Origin of the sequence: Streptomyces sp. DH24 (assembly GCF_029813775.1) — a bacterium.
GTDB lineage: Bacteria > Actinomycetota > Actinomycetes > Streptomycetales > Streptomycetaceae > Streptomyces.
The window spans coordinates 113306-129922 of the sequence record NZ_JARVKW010000014.1 but is presented as its reverse complement, the minus strand read 5'-3'; the positions used below and the strand labels follow the sequence as shown (position 1 = coordinate 129922).

14 protein-coding genes are annotated in these 16617 nt (G+C 70.7%); 12 read left to right on the top strand and 2 right to left on the bottom strand.

The genetic code is table 11. The features are described from left to right. The first annotated feature begins 72 nt into the window (after positions 1 to 72). From QC282_RS14220 to QC282_RS14210, 3 genes are all read left to right on the top strand, one after another. Complete coding sequence (locus tag QC282_RS14220; RefSeq protein WP_279549683.1) at positions 73 to 1155, top strand: Rv2578c family radical SAM protein; 1083 nt, start codon at positions 73 to 75, stop codon at positions 1153 to 1155. A gap of 138 nt (positions 1156 to 1293) precedes the next feature. Beyond that, positions 1294 to 2871, top strand: coding sequence for an alpha/beta hydrolase (locus tag QC282_RS14215; RefSeq protein WP_279549682.1), 1578 nt, complete (start codon positions 1294 to 1296; stop codon positions 2869 to 2871). A gap of 143 nt (positions 2872 to 3014) precedes the next feature. Beyond that, complete coding sequence (locus QC282_RS14210; protein WP_279549681.1) at positions 3015 to 3413, top strand: RidA family protein; 399 nt, start codon at positions 3015 to 3017, stop codon at positions 3411 to 3413. Positions 3414 to 3435: 22 nt separating this feature from the next. On the opposite strand, the gene QC282_RS14205 is transcribed toward QC282_RS14210, so the two are convergent. Next, positions 3436 to 4011, bottom strand: a complete 576-nt coding sequence (locus QC282_RS14205; protein ID WP_279549680.1) for an adenylosuccinate lyase — start codon at positions 4009 to 4011, stop codon at positions 3436 to 3438. Between the two features lie 364 nt (positions 4012 to 4375). On the opposite strand from QC282_RS14205, the gene QC282_RS14200 reads away from it, so the two are divergent. From QC282_RS14200 to pssA, 9 genes are all read left to right on the top strand, one after another. Then, the gene (locus tag QC282_RS14200) at positions 4376 to 6181 is read left to right on the top strand and encodes a 3-hydroxybutyryl-CoA dehydrogenase (protein WP_279549679.1); all 1806 of its coding nucleotides are present in this window, start codon (positions 4376 to 4378) and stop codon (positions 6179 to 6181) included. 136 nt (positions 6182 to 6317) lie between these two features. Next, entirely contained in the window at positions 6318 to 7127 is an 810-nt protein-coding gene (locus QC282_RS14195; protein ID WP_279549678.1) for a TetR family transcriptional regulator, read from the top strand. Positions 7128 to 7540: 413 nt separating this feature from the next. Continuing rightward, positions 7541 to 8878: a crotonyl-CoA carboxylase/reductase gene (ccrA, locus tag QC282_RS14190; protein ID WP_279549721.1), complete on the top strand. Its 1338-nt coding sequence runs from the start codon at positions 7541 to 7543 to the stop codon at positions 8876 to 8878. A gap of 10 nt (positions 8879 to 8888) precedes the next feature. Then, entirely contained in the window at positions 8889 to 10916 is a 2028-nt protein-coding gene (locus QC282_RS14185; protein ID WP_279549677.1) for a protein meaA, read from the top strand. Further along, entirely contained in the window at positions 10913 to 11932 is a 1020-nt protein-coding gene (locus QC282_RS14180; protein WP_279549676.1) for a CoA ester lyase, read from the top strand. The genes QC282_RS14185 and QC282_RS14180 overlap by 4 nt, the downstream gene beginning before the upstream one ends. Positions 11933 to 11937: 5 nt before the next feature. Next, positions 11938 to 12450: a MaoC family dehydratase gene (locus QC282_RS14175; RefSeq protein ID WP_279549675.1), complete on the top strand. Its 513-nt coding sequence runs from the start codon at positions 11938 to 11940 to the stop codon at positions 12448 to 12450. A 2-nt stretch (positions 12451 to 12452) separates the two neighbouring features. Continuing rightward, the gene (locus QC282_RS14170; RefSeq protein ID WP_279549674.1) at positions 12453 to 13658 is read left to right on the top strand and encodes an acyl-CoA dehydrogenase family protein; all 1206 of its coding nucleotides are present in this window, start codon (positions 12453 to 12455) and stop codon (positions 13656 to 13658) included. Positions 13659 to 13830: 172 nt separating this feature from the next. Next, positions 13831 to 14487 (top strand): phosphatidylserine decarboxylase, encoded by a 657-nt coding sequence (locus tag QC282_RS14165; protein ID WP_279549673.1) that lies wholly within the window; start codon positions 13831 to 13833, stop codon positions 14485 to 14487. Positions 14488 to 14509: 22 nt separating this feature from the next. Beyond that, positions 14510 to 15328: a CDP-diacylglycerol--serine O-phosphatidyltransferase gene (gene pssA / locus QC282_RS14160; RefSeq protein ID WP_279549720.1), complete on the top strand. Its 819-nt coding sequence runs from the start codon at positions 14510 to 14512 to the stop codon at positions 15326 to 15328. 168 nt (positions 15329 to 15496) lie between these two features. Here pssA and QC282_RS14155 read toward each other — a convergent pair whose 3' ends face one another. Next, a complete protein-coding gene (locus QC282_RS14155) occupies positions 15497 to 16615 on the bottom strand; it encodes a glycerate kinase (protein WP_279549719.1) in 1119 nt (372 codons plus the stop codon). Between the last annotated feature and the right edge of the window lie 2 nt (positions 16616 to 16617).

The following is a 16617-nucleotide window of genomic DNA, read 5'->3' as shown; positions in this document are numbered from 1 at the left end:
ATCGGAAAACACCTTCGCACGATCAAGGGAACATGTGTTCTATTCTGTGCCCAGTGCTACCGAGGAGGCGTCATGCGCTGGGAGAACCTCACTGTCGAGTCCGGCACCACCGAGCACGGCCGGGCCGACGCCGCGCTGTTCGGCGCGGACGCGGTCACCACCCGCACCTTCGACACGCCCGAGTTCGCCGGGATCACCTTCCACGAGGTGCGGGCCCGTTCGATCGTCAACCGGGTGCCGGGGGCCTCCCGCATGCCGTTCGAGTGGACGGTCAACCCGTACCGCGGCTGCACGCACGCGTGCGTGTACTGCTTCGCCCGCAAGACGCACAGCTATCTGGACCTCGACACGGGCGTCGGCTTCGACACCCAGATCGTGGTCAAGGTGAACGCGCCCGAGGTGCTGCGCCGCCAGCTGTCCTCGCGGCGCTGGCAGGGCGAGCACATCGCGATGGGCACGAACGTCGACTGCTACCAGCGCGCGGAGGGCCGCTACCGCCTGATGCCGGGCATCATCGGCGCCCTGGGCGACCACGCCAACCCCTTCTCGATCCTCACCAAGGGGACGCTGATCCTGCGCGACCTGGACCTGCTGACGCGGGCGGCGCAGGTGACGGACGTCGGCATCTCCGTGTCGGTGGGCTTCACGGACACCGAGCTGTGGCGCACCGTCGAGCCGGGCACGCCCGCGCCCGAGCGCCGCCTGGACGTCGTGCGCACCCTGAGCGAGCACGGCATCGGCTGCGGCGTCCTGATGGCGCCGGTGATCCCCTTCCTGAGTGACGACCCCGCCCAACTGCGGGCCACGGTGCGGGCCGTCGCGGCGGCGGGCGCCACGTCGGTGACGCCGCTCGCGCTGCATCTGCGGCCCGGCGCCCGCGAGTGGTTCATGGCCTGGCTCGGGCAGCACCACCCGCACCTGGTGCGCCGCTACGAGCGGCTGTACGCGGACGGCACCTACGCCCCGAAGTGGTACCAGCGCCGGATCACCCGTCAGGTGCACGATCTGGCGCGGGAGTACGGCATCGGCCCCACGCGCGCGGGGATGCCGCGCAGGATTCACGAGCCGGAGCCGGAGCCCGGGCCGGGACCCGGACCGGGGCTCGAACCGACGGGACCGGCGGCGACCGAACCGATTCAACTCACGCTCATTTAGGAGCATCCGAGCGCATCCCTCGACCCGATCGGGTCAAGTCTTCGCACAACGCGTTCTTCGGGGGTCGCTTTCCGGGACGATGCGGCGAGGGCCGTGAACCTCGCGGTCCGACACCCCTCCGTCCTGGGAGGCCCCCACATGAGGAAACGCGCAGCCGTGCTGTGCGGCGCCGCCGTGATCGTGGCCGGGAGCGTGACGGCCGTCCCGGCCGAGGCGAACGCCCCGCGCACCGCGCCCGCCGCGCCCGTCACGAAGCCGGCCTGGAAGGACTGCGGAACCAAGGACTACCCGACGCTCCAGTGCGCGTCGCTGAAGGTGCCGCTCGACCACGCGAAACCGCGCGGGCGCCAGATCACCCTGGCGCTGTCCCGGGTGCCGCACACCGCCAAGCGGTACCAGGGCCCGCTGCTGGTCAACCCCGGCGGCCCCGGCGGCAGCGGTCTGACGTTGGCCGGATTCGTCGCGTCCGCGCTGCCGAAGTCGGTCGCCGCGCAGTACGACGTCATCGGCTTCGACCCGCGCGGGGTGGGCGCGAGCCGGCCCGCGCTGGACTGCCGGCCCGGCCACTTCGACCCGGTCCGCCCGGACTCCGTACCGCGCACCCGCGCCCTGGAGAGGGCCAACGTCGCACGGGCGAAGGCGTTCGCCGCGGCCTGCGGCGAGAAGTACGGGGACCTGCTGGCGCACATCGACACGGTCAGCACGGTGCGGGACATGGACGCCGTCCGCGCGGCACTCGGCGCCAAGAGGATCAACTACTTCGGCTACTCGTACGGCACCTACCTCGGCGCGGTCTACGGCAGGCTGTTCCCGCAGCGCGTGCGGCGCCTGGTCCTGGACTCGGTGGTGGACCCGACCGGTGTCTGGTACCAGGACAACCTCGCCCAGGACCTCGCCTTCAACGACCGGCACCGCGCCTTCATGGCATGGGTCGCCAGGCACGACGGCACCTACCGGCTGGGCACGGACCCGGCCGCGATCGAGGCCAAGTGGTACGGGATGCGGGCCGCGCTCGCGAAGGAGCCGGCCGAGGGCAAGGTGGGGGCCGCCGAGCTGGAGGACACCTATATCCCGGGCGGCTACTTCAACGGCTACTGGCCCTACCTCGCGGAGGCGTTCGCGGCGTACGTGAACGACAGGAACACCGACCCGCTGGTCGAGGCGTACGAGAACTTCGGCGCCGTCGACGCCTCCGGGCACAACGGCTACAGCGTCTACGCGGCGGTGGAGTGCCGTGACGCTCCCTGGCCGCGCGACTGGCGGCAGTGGCGCGGGGACAACTGGGCGGTGCACGGGAAGGCGCCGTTCATGACCTGGAACAACGCCTGGTACAACGCGCCGTGCGCGTTCTGGCCCACGCGCTCGCTCCGGCCGGTGGACGTCACCAACGACGAGCTGCCGCCGGCCCTGCTGTTCCAGGCGACGAACGACGCGGCCACCCCGTACGAGGGCGGTGTGACGATGGGTCACATGCTTGCCCGGTCGAGCCTGGTGGTCGAGGAGGGCGGCGGCAACCACGGGATCACGCTGAGCGGGAACGACTGCCTGGACAAGCACCTCGCCGCCTATCTGAGGGACGGCACGGTGCCGCGCGGCGACGGGGAAGTGGACGCGGTGTGCCGGGCGCTGCCCGACCCCAAGCCGCTCACGTCGAAGGCGGCATCGGGTCCGGCGCGCGGATCGGCCCTGCACGGCATCCTCGGCGTGCGGGGCTGAGACCGAGCCGGAACAAAAGCGGCGGCGTCCGACCGGGTCGGGACCGCGACACCCGCCGGAACCGAACCGCCGCGCCCGGTGGGAAGCGGGAACTGCCCCGATCGGGGGCGGGGATTGTCGGTGCCGTACGCAATGATGGCCGTATGAGCGAGCTGACGAGAATCCCCGCCCCCGACGGCGTCGCCCCCGCCACGCAGTACACGCACGTCGTCATGGGCACCGGCCGGTTCGTCGCGATCTCGGGCCAGCTCCCCCTGGACGCCCGGGGAGAGCTGGTCGGCGCGGGCGACCCGGCGGCCCAGGCCCGGCAGGTCTTCGCCAACCTCCACCACTGCCTGGCCGCGGCGGGCGCGACGTTCGAGGACGTCGTCAAACTCACCTACTTCGTCACGGACATGGCCCACATGCCGGCCGTCCGCGCGGCCCGCGCCGCCCACCTGCCCGACGACCGTCTCCCGGCCGCGTCGGCGGTCCAGGTGTCGGCCCTGATCCGTCCGGACGTCCTGCTGGAGATCGAGGCGTACGCGGTGCTCCCCGGCTGACGGCCCACCGTCGGCGGCCCCGTCACCGCTGGTGCGGGATGCGCTTGAGGGCCCGTGCCGCCGCCTCCGCCAGGGGCGGGTGGGCCAGGGACTCGTTCAGGACGCGTCCGGCCCGCGGGTCGGCCAGGGCGCCCAGGCCCTCCACGCAGGCCAGGGCCACGCGGCGGTAGGGATCGTGGGGGCGCAGGCGGCGTTCCAGGGTGGTGATCAGGGCCGGGACGGACTCCGGGGCGCGCAGTTCGACCAGGAGGCGGACGGGGTGCAGGGCGTAGGCGACGCGCAGTTCGTTGGTGGCGAGCGCGGCTGCCGCGCGGGCCGTTCGGGGATCGCCGAGGCGGGCCAGGGCGTACGCGGCGCAGGCGCAGCGCGGCGGGTCGCGGTGGTTGAGGAGCAGGATCAGGGTCTCGAAGGCGCGGCGGTCCCCGGCCAGGCCGAGCCGGAAGGCGGCCAGTTCGCGGGCCCACAGGGGCCGGCCCGGCTGGGTCAGCACCGCGGCCAGTTCGTCCCGGTCCTCGGTCGCGGTCAGGTGCCGGAAGGCCTCCGGCGCCCCGGACTCCGTCCGTAAGCGCTCCGTGAGTGATCGCAACTCTTCGTCCATGGCACCGAGGGTAGGACGGTCGCGCGCGACTCGGGACGCACATCACAAACACGAGGACTGGCGCGCTCGTTACCCGCGAGTTAAGCTCACACGAGCGAGTTACCCCCTCGCTTTTTCTCACGACGGTCTGGTGACGCGGCCGTCGGGAGCGCAGTCGGTTCGGTACTGACGTACCTGTACGGCTCGGCCCCGGGACAGGGCCGGTCGGATCACCGTTCGCCGGGCGTGTGCATCGCCCGGGCGGCGGCACCGGGCGTGTGCGCCTGCAGCCCGGCAACACCCGCACTCCTCACGCACCCGGGTGCGCCTTCCCGGCGCACCCGGTCGTGCTCCCAGTCGTCACCCTCATTCCTGGAGTCCCGCGATGGCCACTCCCCTGTCCGACACTCCCCTGTCCCCTCTGCGGACCATCGCCGTCGTCGGCCTCGGCACCATGGGCACCGGCATCGCCGAGGTCCTCGCCAAGGCCGGCCGGACGGTCCTCGGCATCGACATCAGCGAGGCCCAGGCCGCCAAGTGCGTCGCCGCCCTGGAGGCCTCCACCGCACGCGCCGTGCGACGCGGGCGGCTCACCGAGCAGGACCGCGCCGACCTCCTCGCCCGGGTCAGCACCTCCACCGACCTGCGGACGGCGGCCGACGCCGACCTGGTGATCGAGGTGGCGCCGGAGTCGTACGAGGTCAAGCAGCAGATCTTCCGGGAACTGGACGGGATCGTGCGCCCCGACGCGCTCCTGGCGACCGGCACCAACGCCCTGTCCGTCACGCGCCTGGCCGCCGACTCCTCCCGCCCCGAGCGGGTGCTCGGCATGCACTTCTTCAACCCGGCACCCGCGATGAAGCTGGTCGAGGTCGTCTCGTCCGTGCTGACCGCGCCCGCCGCCGTCACCGCCGTCACCGACCTCGCCCTCGACCTGGGCAAGGAGCCGGTCGCGGTCGGTGACCGGCCCGGTTTCGTCGCCGACGGCCTGCTGTTCGGCTACCTCAACCAGGCCGCCGCGATGTACGAGGCGAACTACGCCTCCCGCGAGGACATCGACGCCGCGATGCGGCTGGGCTGCGGTCTGCCGATGGGCCCGCTGGCGCTGCTCGACCTGATCGGGATCGACACCGCCCGCACGGTCCTGGAGGCCATGTACACCGAGTCCCGCGACCGGCTGCACGCCCCGGCCCCGATCCTGAAGCAGCTCAGCGAGGCGGGCCTGACGGGCCGCAAGGCGGGGCGCGGCTTCTACACGTACGAGGCGCCGGGCAGCGCGACCGTCGTCCGCGACGCGCAGACCCCGCAGAAGGCGGGCACAGAAGCCCCCGGCCGGCCGGTCCGCTCGGTCGGTGTCGCGGGCTCGGGCACCATGGCCTCCGGCATCGCCGAGGTCTTCGCCAAGGCCGGCCACGAGGTCGTCCTCGCCGCCCGCAGCGAGGAGAAGGCGCGGACCGCGAAGGCCCGCATCGGCACGTCCCTGGCCCGCTCCGTCGACAAGGGCCGGATGACCGCCGAGGCGGCGGCGCAGACGCTGGAGCGGATCAGGCCGACGGGCACCTACGACGACTTCGCCGACGTCGACCTGGCCGTGGAGGCGGTCGCGGAGGACCTGGAGGTCAAGCAGCAGCTGTTCGCGGCGCTGGACAAGGTCTGCAGGCCGGGCGCCGTCCTGGCGACGACGACCTCGTCCCTGCCGGTCGTCGCGTGCGCCCGCGCCACCTCGCGTCCGCAGGACGTGATCGGCATGCACTTCTTCAACCCGGCACCCGCGATGAAGCTGGTCGAGGTGGTCCGCACGGTGCTGACCGCCGACGACGTGCACGCGACGGTCCGCGAGGTCTGCGCCAAGGTCGGCAAGCACGCGGTGGACTGCGGGGACCGTGCGGGGTTCATCGTCAACGCGCTGCTGTTCCCGTACCTGAACAACGCGATCAAGATGGTGCAGGAGCACTACGCGTCGCTGGACGACATCGACGCGGCGATGAAGCTCGGCGGCGGCTACCCGATGGGCCCGTTCGAGCTGCTGGACGTGGTCGGTCTGGACGTCTCGCTGGCCATCGAGAAGGTCCTGCACCGCGAGTTCCGCGACCCGGGGCTCGCCCCGGCGCCGCTCCTGGAGCACCTGGTGGCCGCGGGCTGCCTCGGCCGCAAGACGGGCCGTGGCTTCCGCGAATATGCCCGCCGCTGAGCGGCCCGGCGACTGGTTCCGGCCCGGCGAGGACTGGGGCGGACTGCTGGACCCCACCGGGCATCCCCCGTCCCCGAGGGGCGGGGGGCACCCCGTGCATGCGCATTCAGCTGCGCACATGCAGTACGTTCGGGGCATGTCCCAGCCCGCCAAGTCCTCACGTACACCAGCTGCGCCCGACGTGCCGGAAAGTGCCGCCGGCAGCCGCGCCGCCGCCCAACGGCTCAAGATGCGCCGGGAGCTGGCGGCCGCGGCGATGGAGCTGTTCGCGACCAAGGGGTACGAGGCGACCACCGTCGACGAGATCGCGGCCCGGGCCGGGGTCGCGCGCCGTACGTTCTTCCGCCATTTCCGGTCCAAGGAAGAGGCCATCTTCCCCGACCACGACGACACCCTGGTCCGCGCGGAGGCGGTGCTCAACGCGGCGCCGGCCCACGAGCATCCGCTCGACACGGTGTGCCGCGGCATCAAGGAAGTCATGAAGATGTACGCGGCGCGGCCGGAGATCTCGGTCGCCCGCTACAAGCTGACGCGCGAGGTGCCCACCCTGCGCGAGGCGGAGATCGCGTCGGTGGCCCGCTACGAGCGCCTCTTCACCCGCTACCTCCTCGGCCACTTCGACGAGCACGCGCACGACGACGACGCCAACGACGACCCGCTGCTCGCCGAGGTCGCCGCCTCCGCGGTGGTCACCGCCCACAACCACGTCCTGCGGCGCTGGCTGCGGGCGGGCGGCCAGGGCGACGTGGAGGCCCAGCTCGACCACGCCTTCGCGATCGTGCGCAAGACGTTCGGCACGGGCATCGGGGCGGGGCGCAGCGGTGCGCCCCGCCAGACGCCGGCCACCGCCTCCGTGCGGGGCGAGGTGCTGGTGACGGTCGCGCGGACGGACGCGCCGCTGGACGAGGTCATGCGGACCATCGAAGAGGCGCTGAAGACCCGCTGAACCCTGCCGCCGGACGCACGGCGGATCGGGACGGCCACCCCATCGGGGTGGCCGTTTTGGCATGTCGGGCCGTTTTTGCCGTCTTTCGAGGGCGGCGTGCGGCACCATACGATCGATCATCGCTCATTTGTTACGTAAAGATTTCATCTGAGAGCAACTTCTGGCACTGAGTGCCTTGTCAGCTGACACGCGGTGTCATACGTTGAAGGAGTCCGGGCGCCTGTCCCAGCAGGCCCACCCGCCCGCGCGCGCTCCGGACGCCTGCGTCACAGGCAACCTCCCGCGCCACAAAGCGCTGCCGAACAGCACCACCGGCCGAACCGACGGCACCCCGAAAAAACCCTCAGCAGCACCGACGTAACCCTCAGCGCCCTTCCCTCGGGGCGCTCACCGCCGGAGGCAACACCGTGACCGTGAAGGACATCCTCGACGCGATCCAGTCGCCCGACTCCACCTCGGCCGACTTCGCCGCCCTGCCGATCCCCGAGTCGTACCGCGCGATCACCGTGCACAAGGACGAGACGGAGATGTTCGCGGGCATGCCCACCCGCGAGAAGGACCCGCGCAAGTCGATCCACCTCGACGAGGTTCCGGTGCCCGAACTGGGCCCGGGCGAGGCCCTGGTGGCCGTGATGGCCTCCTCGGTCAACTACAACTCGGTGTGGACCTCGATCTTCGAGCCGCTGTCGACCTTCGGGTTCCTGGAGCGCTACGGCCGCACCAACGAGCTGGCCAAGCGCCACGACCTGCCGTACCACATCATCGGCTCCGACCTCGCCGGCGTCGTCCTGCGCACCGGCCCGGGCGTCAACGCCTGGCAGCCGGGCGACGAGGTCGTCGCGCACTGCCTGTCCGTCGAGCTGGAGTCCTCGGACGGCCACAACGACACGATGCTCGACCCCGAGCAGCGCATCTGGGGCTTCGAGACCAACTTCGGCGGCCTCGCCGAGATCGCGCTGGTCAAGTCGAACCAGCTGATGCCCAAGCCCAAGCACCTGAGCTGGGAGGAGGCCGCCGCTCCTGGCCTGGTCAACTCCACCGCCTACCGCCAGTTGGTCTCCCGCAACGGCGCCGGCATGAAGCAGGGCGACAACGTCCTGATCTGGGGCGCCAGCGGCGGCCTCGGCTCCTACGCCACGCAGTTCGCGCTGGCCGGCGGCGCCAACCCGATCTGTGTCGTCTCCTCGCCGCAGAAGGCGGAGATCTGCCGCGCGATGGGCGCGGAGGCGATCATCGACCGCACCGCCGAGGGCTACAGGTTCTGGAAGGACGAGAACACCCAGGACCCCAAGGAGTGGAAGCGCTTCGGCAAGCGCATCCGCGAGCTCACCGGCGGCGAGGACATCGACATCGTCTTCGAGCACCCCGGCCGCGAGACCTTCGGCGCCAGCGTCTACGTCACCCGCAAGGGCGGCACCATCACCACCTGCGCCTCCACCTCGGGCTACATGCACGAGTACGACAACCGCTACCTGTGGATGTCGCTGAAGCGGATCATCGGCTCGCACTTCGCCAACTACCGCGAGGCCTGGGAGGCCAACCGGCTCATCGCCAAGGGCAAGATCCACCCGACCCTGTCCAAGGTCTACTCCCTCGAGGACACCGGGCAGGCCGCCTACGACGTGCACCGCAACCTCCACCAGGGCAAGGTCGGCGTGCTGTGCCTGGCCCCCGAGGAGGGCCTGGGCGTGCGCGACCCGGAGATGCGCGCCCGGCACGTCGACGCCATCAACCGCTTCCGGAACGTCTGAGGGCCGGTAGATGACAGAGCGTCAGAAGGACCGTCCGTGGCTCATGCGGACGTACGCGGGGCACTCGACCGCGGAGGCGTCCAACGAGCTGTACCGGCGCAACCTCGCCAAGGGCCAGACCGGTCTGTCGGTCGCGTTCGACCTGCCGACGCAGACCGGCTACGACTCCGACCACGTCCTCGCCCGCGGCGAGGTCGGCCGGGTCGGGGTGCCGGTGGCCCATCTCGGTGACATGCGGCGGCTGTTCCAGGACATCCCCCTGGAGCAGATGAACACCTCGATGACGATCAACGCCACGGCCATGTGGCTCCTGGCGCTCTACCAGGTCGTCGCCGAGGAGCAGGGCGCGGACGTCACCAAGCTCCAGGGCACGACGCAGAACGACATCGTGAAGGAGTACCTGTCGCGGGGGACGCACGTCTTCCCGCCGGGCCCCTCCCTCCGTCTGACGACGGACATGATCGCGTACACGGTCTCCCACCTGCCGAAGTGGAACCCGATCAACATCTGCAGCTACCACCTGCAGGAGGCGGGCGCCACGCCGGTGCAGGAGATCGCGTACGCGATGTCCACCGCGATCGCCGTGCTGGACGCCGTGCGCGACAGCGGCCAGGTGCCCCAGGAACGCATGGGCGACGTCGTCGGCCGCATCTCGTTCTTCGTGAACGCGGGCGTCCGCTTCGTCGAGGAGATGTGCAAGATGCGCGCCTTCGGCCGCATCTGGGACAAGGTCACACGCGAGCGGTACGGCATCGAGAACCCCAAGCACCGCCGCTTCCGCTACGGCGTCCAGGTCAACTCCCTCGGTCTGACCGAGGCGCAGCCGGAGAACAACGTCCAGCGGATCGTCCTGGAGATGCTGGCCGTGACCCTCTCCAAGGACGCACGCGCGCGTGCCGTGCAGCTGCCGGCCTGGAACGAGGCCCTCGGCCTGCCGCGCCCCTGGGACCAGCAGTGGTCACTGCGCATCCAGCAGGTCCTGGCGTACGAGAGCGACCTGCTGGAGTACGACGACATCTTCGAGGGCTCGAAGGTGGTCGAGGCGAAGGTCGAGGAACTGGTCGGGGCGGCGCTCGCCGAGATCGACCACATCCAGCAGATGGGCGGCGCGATGGCCGCCGTCGAGTCGGGCTACCTGAAGTCGCAGCTGGTGGCCTCGCACGCGGAGCGCCGGGCCCGGATCGAGTCCGGCGAGGAGAAGATCGTCGGCGTCAACATCTTCGAGGGCACCGAGCCGAACCCGCTGACCGCCGACCTGGACACCGCGATCCAGACGGTGGACCCGGCGGTCGAGGCCCGCGTCATCGCCTCGCTGCAGCACTGGCGGGACACCCGCTACCAGCCGCCCTTCAACCACCCGCGCCCGTGCAAGGCGCTGGAGAGGCTGAAGGAGGCCGCGCGCGGCACCGCCAACCTGATGGAGGCCACCCTGGAGTGCGCCCGCGCCGGCGTCACGACCGGCGAGTGGGCCGGGGCGCTGCGCGAGGTGTTCGGCGAGTTCCGCGCCCCGACGGGCGTGTCGTCGGCGCCGGTGGCCGTGCCCGCCGAGCAGGGCTCCAAGCTGGCCGAGGTGCGCCGCAAGGTGGAGCTGACGGCCCGGGACCTCGGCGTCGGCAAGCTGCGGTTCCTGGTCGGCAAGCCGGGCCTGGACGGGCACTCCAACGGCGCCGAGCAGATCGCCGTGCGGGCCCGCGACGCCGGGTTCGAGGTGGTCTACCAGGGCATCCGGCTCACCCCGGAGCAGATCGTGGACGCGGCCCTCGCGGAGGACGTGCACGCGGTCGGCCTGTCGATCCTGTCCGGGTCCCACGCGCAGCTGGTGCCGGACGTGCTGGAGCGGCTGCGTGTGGCCGGTGCCACAGATATACCGGTGATCGCCGGTGGCATCATCCCCAACGGTGACGCCGATCAGCTGCGGGCCGCCGGAGTGGCCGCGGTCTTCACCCCGAAGGACTTCGACATCACCGGAATCATCGGCCGCATCGTCGACGAGATCCGCACAGCGAACAAGCTCGACCCCCTGGAGGTCCCCGCATGACCGCCCGCCCGTCGCCCACCACCACCCCGTCAGCGAGCGGCTCCGCCGCGGCCCCGCCCGCTGTCGACCGCCTTCGCCCTCGACGTTCCTGCCTGGCGGTACCGGGCTCGAACCCGCGCTTCCTGGAGAAGGCCCAGGGCCTCCCCGCCGACCAGGTCTTCCTGGACCTGGAGGACGCCTGCGCGCCGCTCGCCAAGCCCGAGGCGCGGCACACCATCGTCAAGTTCCTCAACGAGGGCGACTGGACGGGCAAGACGCGCGTGGTCCGCGTCAACGACTGGACGACCGAGTGGACGTACCGCGATGTCGTGACGGTCGTGGAGGGCGCCGGCCCGAACCTGGACTGCATCATGCTGCCGAAGGTCCAGGACGCCCAGCAGATCGTCGCGCTCGACCTGCTGCTGACGCAGATCGAGAAGACGATGGGCTTCGAGGTGGGCCGCATCGGCATCGAAGCGCAGATCGAGAACGCGCAGGGCCTGAACAACGTCAACGAGATCGCGCAGGCCTCCCCGCGCGTGGAGACGATCATCTTCGGCCCGGCCGACTTCATGGCGTCGATCAACATGAAGTCCCTGGTGGTCGGCGAGCAGCCGCCCGGCTACCCGGCGGACGCCTACCACTACATCCTGATGAAGATCCTGATGGCCGCCCGCGCCAACAACCTCCAGGCGATCGACGGCCCCTACCTCCAGATCCGCAACGTGGACGGCTACCGCGAGGTCGCCCGGCGCGCCGCGGCCCTCGGCTTCGACGGCAAGTGGGTGCTGCACCCGGGCCAGGTCGAGGCGTCCAACGAGATCTTCTCGCCGTCGCAGGAGGACTACGACCACGCCGAGCTGATCCTGGACGCGTACGAGTACTACACGTCCGAGGCGGGCGGCAAGAAGGGCTCCGCGATGCTCGGCGACGAGATGATCGACGAGGCCAGCCGCAAGATGGCGCTGGTCGTCGCGGGCAAGGGACGCGCCGCCGGCATGCGGCGCACCAGCACGTTCGAGATCCCGGAGGCGTGACGGCCATGCAGTTCGGACGCACCTACGAGGAGTTCGAGGTCGGGGCGGTCTACAAGCACTGGCCCGGGAAGACGGTCACGGAGTACGACGACCACCTCTTCTGTCTCCTCACCATGAACCACCACCCGCTCCACATGGACACCAACTACGCGGAGAAGACGACGGACTTCGGCAGGAACGTCGTCGTGGGGAACTACGTCTACTCGCTGCTGCTCGGCATGTCCGTGCCGGACATCTCCGGCAAGGCGATCGCCAACCTGGAGATCGAGTCGCTCAGGCACGTGGCGCCGACCTTCCACGGCGACACGGTCTACGGCGAGACCACGGTGCTCGACAAGTGGCCGTCGAAGTCGAAGAACGACCGCGGCATCGTGCACGTGGAGACCAAGGGCTACAAGCAGGACGGCACGCTCGTCTGCGTGTTCCGCCGCAAGGTCATGGTGCCGACCGAGACGTACATCAAGGAGCGCGGCGGCGAACAGCCCGGCCGCCCCGAGCTCAGGGAGCAGGAGAAGTAGTCATGGCGCGTCTCGCCCAGACCCACGGCCTCACGGACGTCCAGCAGGAGATCCTCTCCACCGTCCGGGACTTCGTGGACAAGGAGATCATCCCCGTCGCGACCGAGCTGGAGCACCGCGACGAGTACCCGCAGCAGATCGTCGACGGGCTCAAGGAGCTCGGCCTGTTCGGTCTGATGATCCCCGAGGAGTACGGGGGTCTGGGCGAGTCGCTGCTCACCTACGCGCTGTGCGTGGAGGAGATCGCGCGTGGCTGGATGTCGGTGTCCGGCATCATCAACACCCACTTCATCGTGGCGTACATGCTCAAGCAGCACGGCACGCAGGAGCAGAAGGACCACTTCCTGCCGAGGATGGCGGCCGGCGACATCCGCGGCGCGTTCTCCATGTCGGAGCCGGCGCTGGGCTCGGACGTGTCGGCCATCACGTCGAAGGCGGTCAGGGACGGCGACGAGTACGTCCTGACGGGCCAGAAGATGTGGCTGACGAACGGCGGAACCTCGTCCCTGGTGGCCGTACTGGTGCGAAGTGACGAAGGACACCCCGAGGGCACGGCGCCGCACAAGTCCATGACGACCTTCCTCGTGGAGAAGGAGCCGGGCTTCGGTGAGGTCCGGCCCGGCCTGACCATCCCCGGCAAGATCGACAAGATGGGCTACAAGGGTGTCGACACCACCGAGCTCATCATGGACGGCCTGCGCATTCCCGCCGATCGGGTGCTCGGCGGGGTCACCGGCCGCGGCTTCTACCAGATGATGGACGGCGTCGAGGTCGGTCGGGTGAACGTCGCGGCGCGTGGCTGCGGCGTCGCGCAGCGTGCCTTCGAGCTGGGCGTGTCGTACGCCCAGCAGCGCCACACGTTCGGCAAGCAGATCGCCCAGCACCAGGCCATCCAGTTCAAGCTGGCCGAGATGGCTACCAAGGTGGAGGCCGCTCATGCGATGATGGTGAACGCCGCACGCAAAAAGGACTCGGGGGAACGAAACGACCTTGAGGCAGGGATGGCGAAGTATCTCGCCTCCGAATACTGCAAAGAGGTCGTGGAGGACGCCTTCCGTATCCACGGTGGATACGGCTTCTCCAAGGAGTACGAGATCGAGCGTCTCTACCGCGAGGCGCCGATGCTGCTCATCGGTGAAGGTACCGCCGAGATCCAGAAAATGATCATCGGCCGCAGGCTGCTCGAAGAGTATCGATTCCAGGGCTAGATGTCCGGATACGGGGTGTTTTCTTTGGGAAGAGAATCACACCCCGTCAGCAGTCTTCGGCCGCCGACTCGGCTTCCTGGCTTACCCAGTTGCGGCCCGGAGCCGCTACGATCGCCGGAAAGCCGCCGTCCCCCCGTAAGAAGCGCGGCATCATCCGCTACGAAGGTCATCCATGCCCGACAGCCAAACCTCTGCACCTCGCGACAGCCGTTTCGGCGTACGCCTCGCGCGCGGAGCATCGCCGTGGCTTCTTCCGACCGTCGCCACCGCAGCCCTCAGCCTGGCCCGCGCCCGCCGCTCGGGCGCGGCCAAGGCCGTCGCCGTCCCCGCCACCGCGCTGGCGGCGGGAATGCTGTGGTTCTTCCGCGACCCCGAGCGTGAGATCACCCGGGGCCGGGTCATCTCGCCCGCCGACGGTGTGGTGCAGAGCATCATGCCGTGGAAGGACGGCCGCACGCGCGTCGCGATTTTCATGAGCCCGCTCAACGTCCACGTCAACCGCGCGCCGCTGGACGGCACGGTGACGTCGGTCGAGCACATCCCCGGCGGCTTCGTTCCCGCTTTCAACAAGGAGAGCGAGAACAACGAGCGCGTCGTCTGGCACTTCGACACCGAGCTCGGTGACATCGAGATGATCCAGATCGCCGGCGCGGTGGCCCGCCGCATCGTGCCGTACGTTCCGCAGGGCACGAAGGTCGAGCAGGGCGAGCGGATCGGTCTGATCCGGTTCGGCTCCCGCGTCGACCTGTACCTCCCGGAAGGCGTGGAGGTGGCGGTCGAGGTCGGTCAGAAGACCGTGGCTGGGGTGACTCGCATTGACCGTGATTGATCCGGAGACTCAGGCGGGCTGGGTGCCCGACGCCGACGAGGCGGACGACGAGGAGGAGATGCCGCTCTCGCTGCGCCTGTCGATAGCGGACACCCTGACGCTCGGCAACGCCACGTGCGGCTTCATGGCGGTGTACTTCACCACCACCGGCATCCTCATCCCGCACCTCACGGGCAGCCAGGAGACCGGCATGGCCCGCCACAGCGCGGCCACCGCGGTCATCCTGATGCTGTGCGCCGCGGTCTTCGACCTGTTCGACGGCCTGGTGGCGCGCAAGCTGCGCTCCTCCCCCATGGGCGCGGAGCTGGACAACCTCTCCGACCTGATCAGCTTCGGCCTGGCCCCGGCGTACTTCGTCCTGGTCTACGGCATGGTCGCCGACGACGCGCACCAGCGGGTGGCGGCGGTCGGCGCGATCGTGGTGCTGCTGGCGGTGGTGCTGAGGCTTGCGCGGTTCTCCTGCGTCACGGTGAAGGACGGCACGTTCCAGGGCATGCCGTCGCCGTTCGGCGCGCTGACGGTCGTCTCGATCGTGCTGCTGGAGCTGCCCTTCGTGGCGACGCTGCTGGCCATTCTCGGGACGGCCTGGCTGATGGTGAGCCGCGTGGAGTACCCGAAGCCGCGGGGCCGTCTCGCCGTGGCCATGCTGTCGTGGATCGTGCTCAGCATGGGCCTGCTGGCGGCATGGGCGTTCGACGCGCCGAGCGGGCAGCTGCTGCTCCAGACGGGCTGCGCGCTGCAGCTGGTCATGGGCGCGGTGATTCCGCTGTTCGCGACGGCCCGCCGGGTGAACAACTTCCGCGACAACCGTCGCGAGGCACGGGCGGCGCAGCTGCCGTAGCGGCACGTGAGCCGAACAGGGCAGGGCCCCGGACCCGGGTGACGGGTTCGGGGCCCTTTCCGTACCCACCTGGAGGCTCCGCCCCGGACGCCGTATCGGCCCGGCGCCCTCGTCCTCGAAACGCCGGATGGCTGGGTGCGGCCGGCCCAGGGGCGTGAAACGGTCGGGTCAGGTCAGGAAGTCCCTGGCGATGTTCTCCGCCACCCGCTCCAGGATCGGCCCCGCGTCCGCGATGCACTTCGCGACGTCCGGCTCGATGTCCGTCAGCGCGTAGGCCCGCCGGATCCCGGCCCGCCCCAGCGCCTGGGGCGGCAGTGCCAGCCGTCCGCAGACCGCCACGACGTCCTTGCCCGCCGCACGCGCCGCCGTGGCGACCCCCGCCGGCGCCTTGCCGTGCAGGGTCTGCTCGTCGAGGGACCCCTCGCCAGTGATCACCAGCTCCGTGCCCTCCAGCGCGGACGCGAAGCCCAGCACGTCGAGCATCACCTCGATGCCGGGCCGGAAGCGGGCGCCCACCAGCAGCGCGCCGTACCCGATGCCGCCGGCGGCGCCCGCGCCGGGCGACGCGGCGTACTCGGCGGCCCGCGGGCCGACCGCCTCCTCCAGGACCTTGGCGTAGTGCGCGAGGGCCGCGTCCAGCGCGGCCACGTCGTCCGCGGAGGCGCCCTTCTGCGGCCCGTACACGGCCGGTGCGCCCTTCGGGCCGGTCAGCGGGTTGTCGACGTCGCTCGCGAGCACGAACTCGACGTCCGCGAGACGCGGATCGAGGCCGGACAGATCGGCCGAGGCCAGCTCGGCGAGGCCGCCGCCACCGGGCGGCACGCTCTCACCGTCCGCGGTGCGGAACCGGGCGCCCAGTGCGGCCAGCAGTCCGGCACCGCCGTCGGTGGTGGCGCTGCCGCCGACGCCGAACACGATGGTCCGCGCGCCCGCGTCGAGGGCGGCGCGCAGCAGTTCCCCGGAGCCGTACGTGGAGGCCGTGAGCGGCGCGAACACCCCGGCCGGCAGCCGTTGCAGCCCGCTGGCCTCGGCCATCTCGACGACGGCCGTGTCGCCGCGCAGCGCGAAGGCCGCCGTGACCTCGTCGCCGAGGGGCCCGGTGACGCGCACCTCGCGCCGCTCGAACCCGGCGGCGACCGCGGCGGCCACCGTTCCGTCGCCGCCGTCGGCCACGGGCAGCGCCGCCACCTCCAGGTCCGGCAGGACGCGGCGCAGTCCGGCCGTGACCCGCTCCGCGACCTCCACGGCCGTCAGCGACCCCTTGAACTTGTCCGCGGCGATGAGCACCC

Excerpts from the sequence above, each read along its gene's own strand:
- QC282_RS14165 (WP_279549673.1), top strand. The coding sequence starts at position 13,831 with ATGCCCGACAGCCAAACCTCTGCACCTCGCGACAGCCGTTTCGGCGTA.
- QC282_RS14195 (WP_279549678.1), top strand. The coding sequence starts at position 6,318 with ATGTCCCAGCCCGCCAAGTCCTCACGTACACCAGCTGCGCCCGACGTG.
- QC282_RS14220 (WP_279549683.1), top strand. The coding sequence starts at position 73 with ATGCGCTGGGAGAACCTCACTGTCGAGTCCGGCACCACCGAGCACGGC.
- QC282_RS14170 (WP_279549674.1), top strand. The coding sequence starts at position 12,453 with ATGGCGCGTCTCGCCCAGACCCACGGCCTCACGGACGTCCAGCAGGAG.
- QC282_RS14180 (WP_279549676.1), top strand. The coding sequence starts at position 10,913 with ATGACCGCCCGCCCGTCGCCCACCACCACCCCGTCAGCGAGCGGCTCC.
- QC282_RS14215 (WP_279549682.1), top strand. The coding sequence starts at position 1,294 with ATGAGGAAACGCGCAGCCGTGCTGTGCGGCGCCGCCGTGATCGTGGCC.
- QC282_RS14210 (WP_279549681.1), top strand. The coding sequence starts at position 3,015 with ATGAGCGAGCTGACGAGAATCCCCGCCCCCGACGGCGTCGCCCCCGCC.
- QC282_RS14205 (WP_279549680.1), bottom strand. The coding sequence starts at position 4,011 with ATGGACGAAGAGTTGCGATCACTCACGGAGCGCTTACGGACGGAGTCC.
- QC282_RS14175 (WP_279549675.1), top strand. The coding sequence starts at position 11,938 with ATGCAGTTCGGACGCACCTACGAGGAGTTCGAGGTCGGGGCGGTCTAC.
- QC282_RS14185 (WP_279549677.1), top strand. The coding sequence starts at position 8,889 with ATGACAGAGCGTCAGAAGGACCGTCCGTGGCTCATGCGGACGTACGCG.
- QC282_RS14200 (WP_279549679.1), top strand. The coding sequence starts at position 4,376 with ATGGCCACTCCCCTGTCCGACACTCCCCTGTCCCCTCTGCGGACCATC.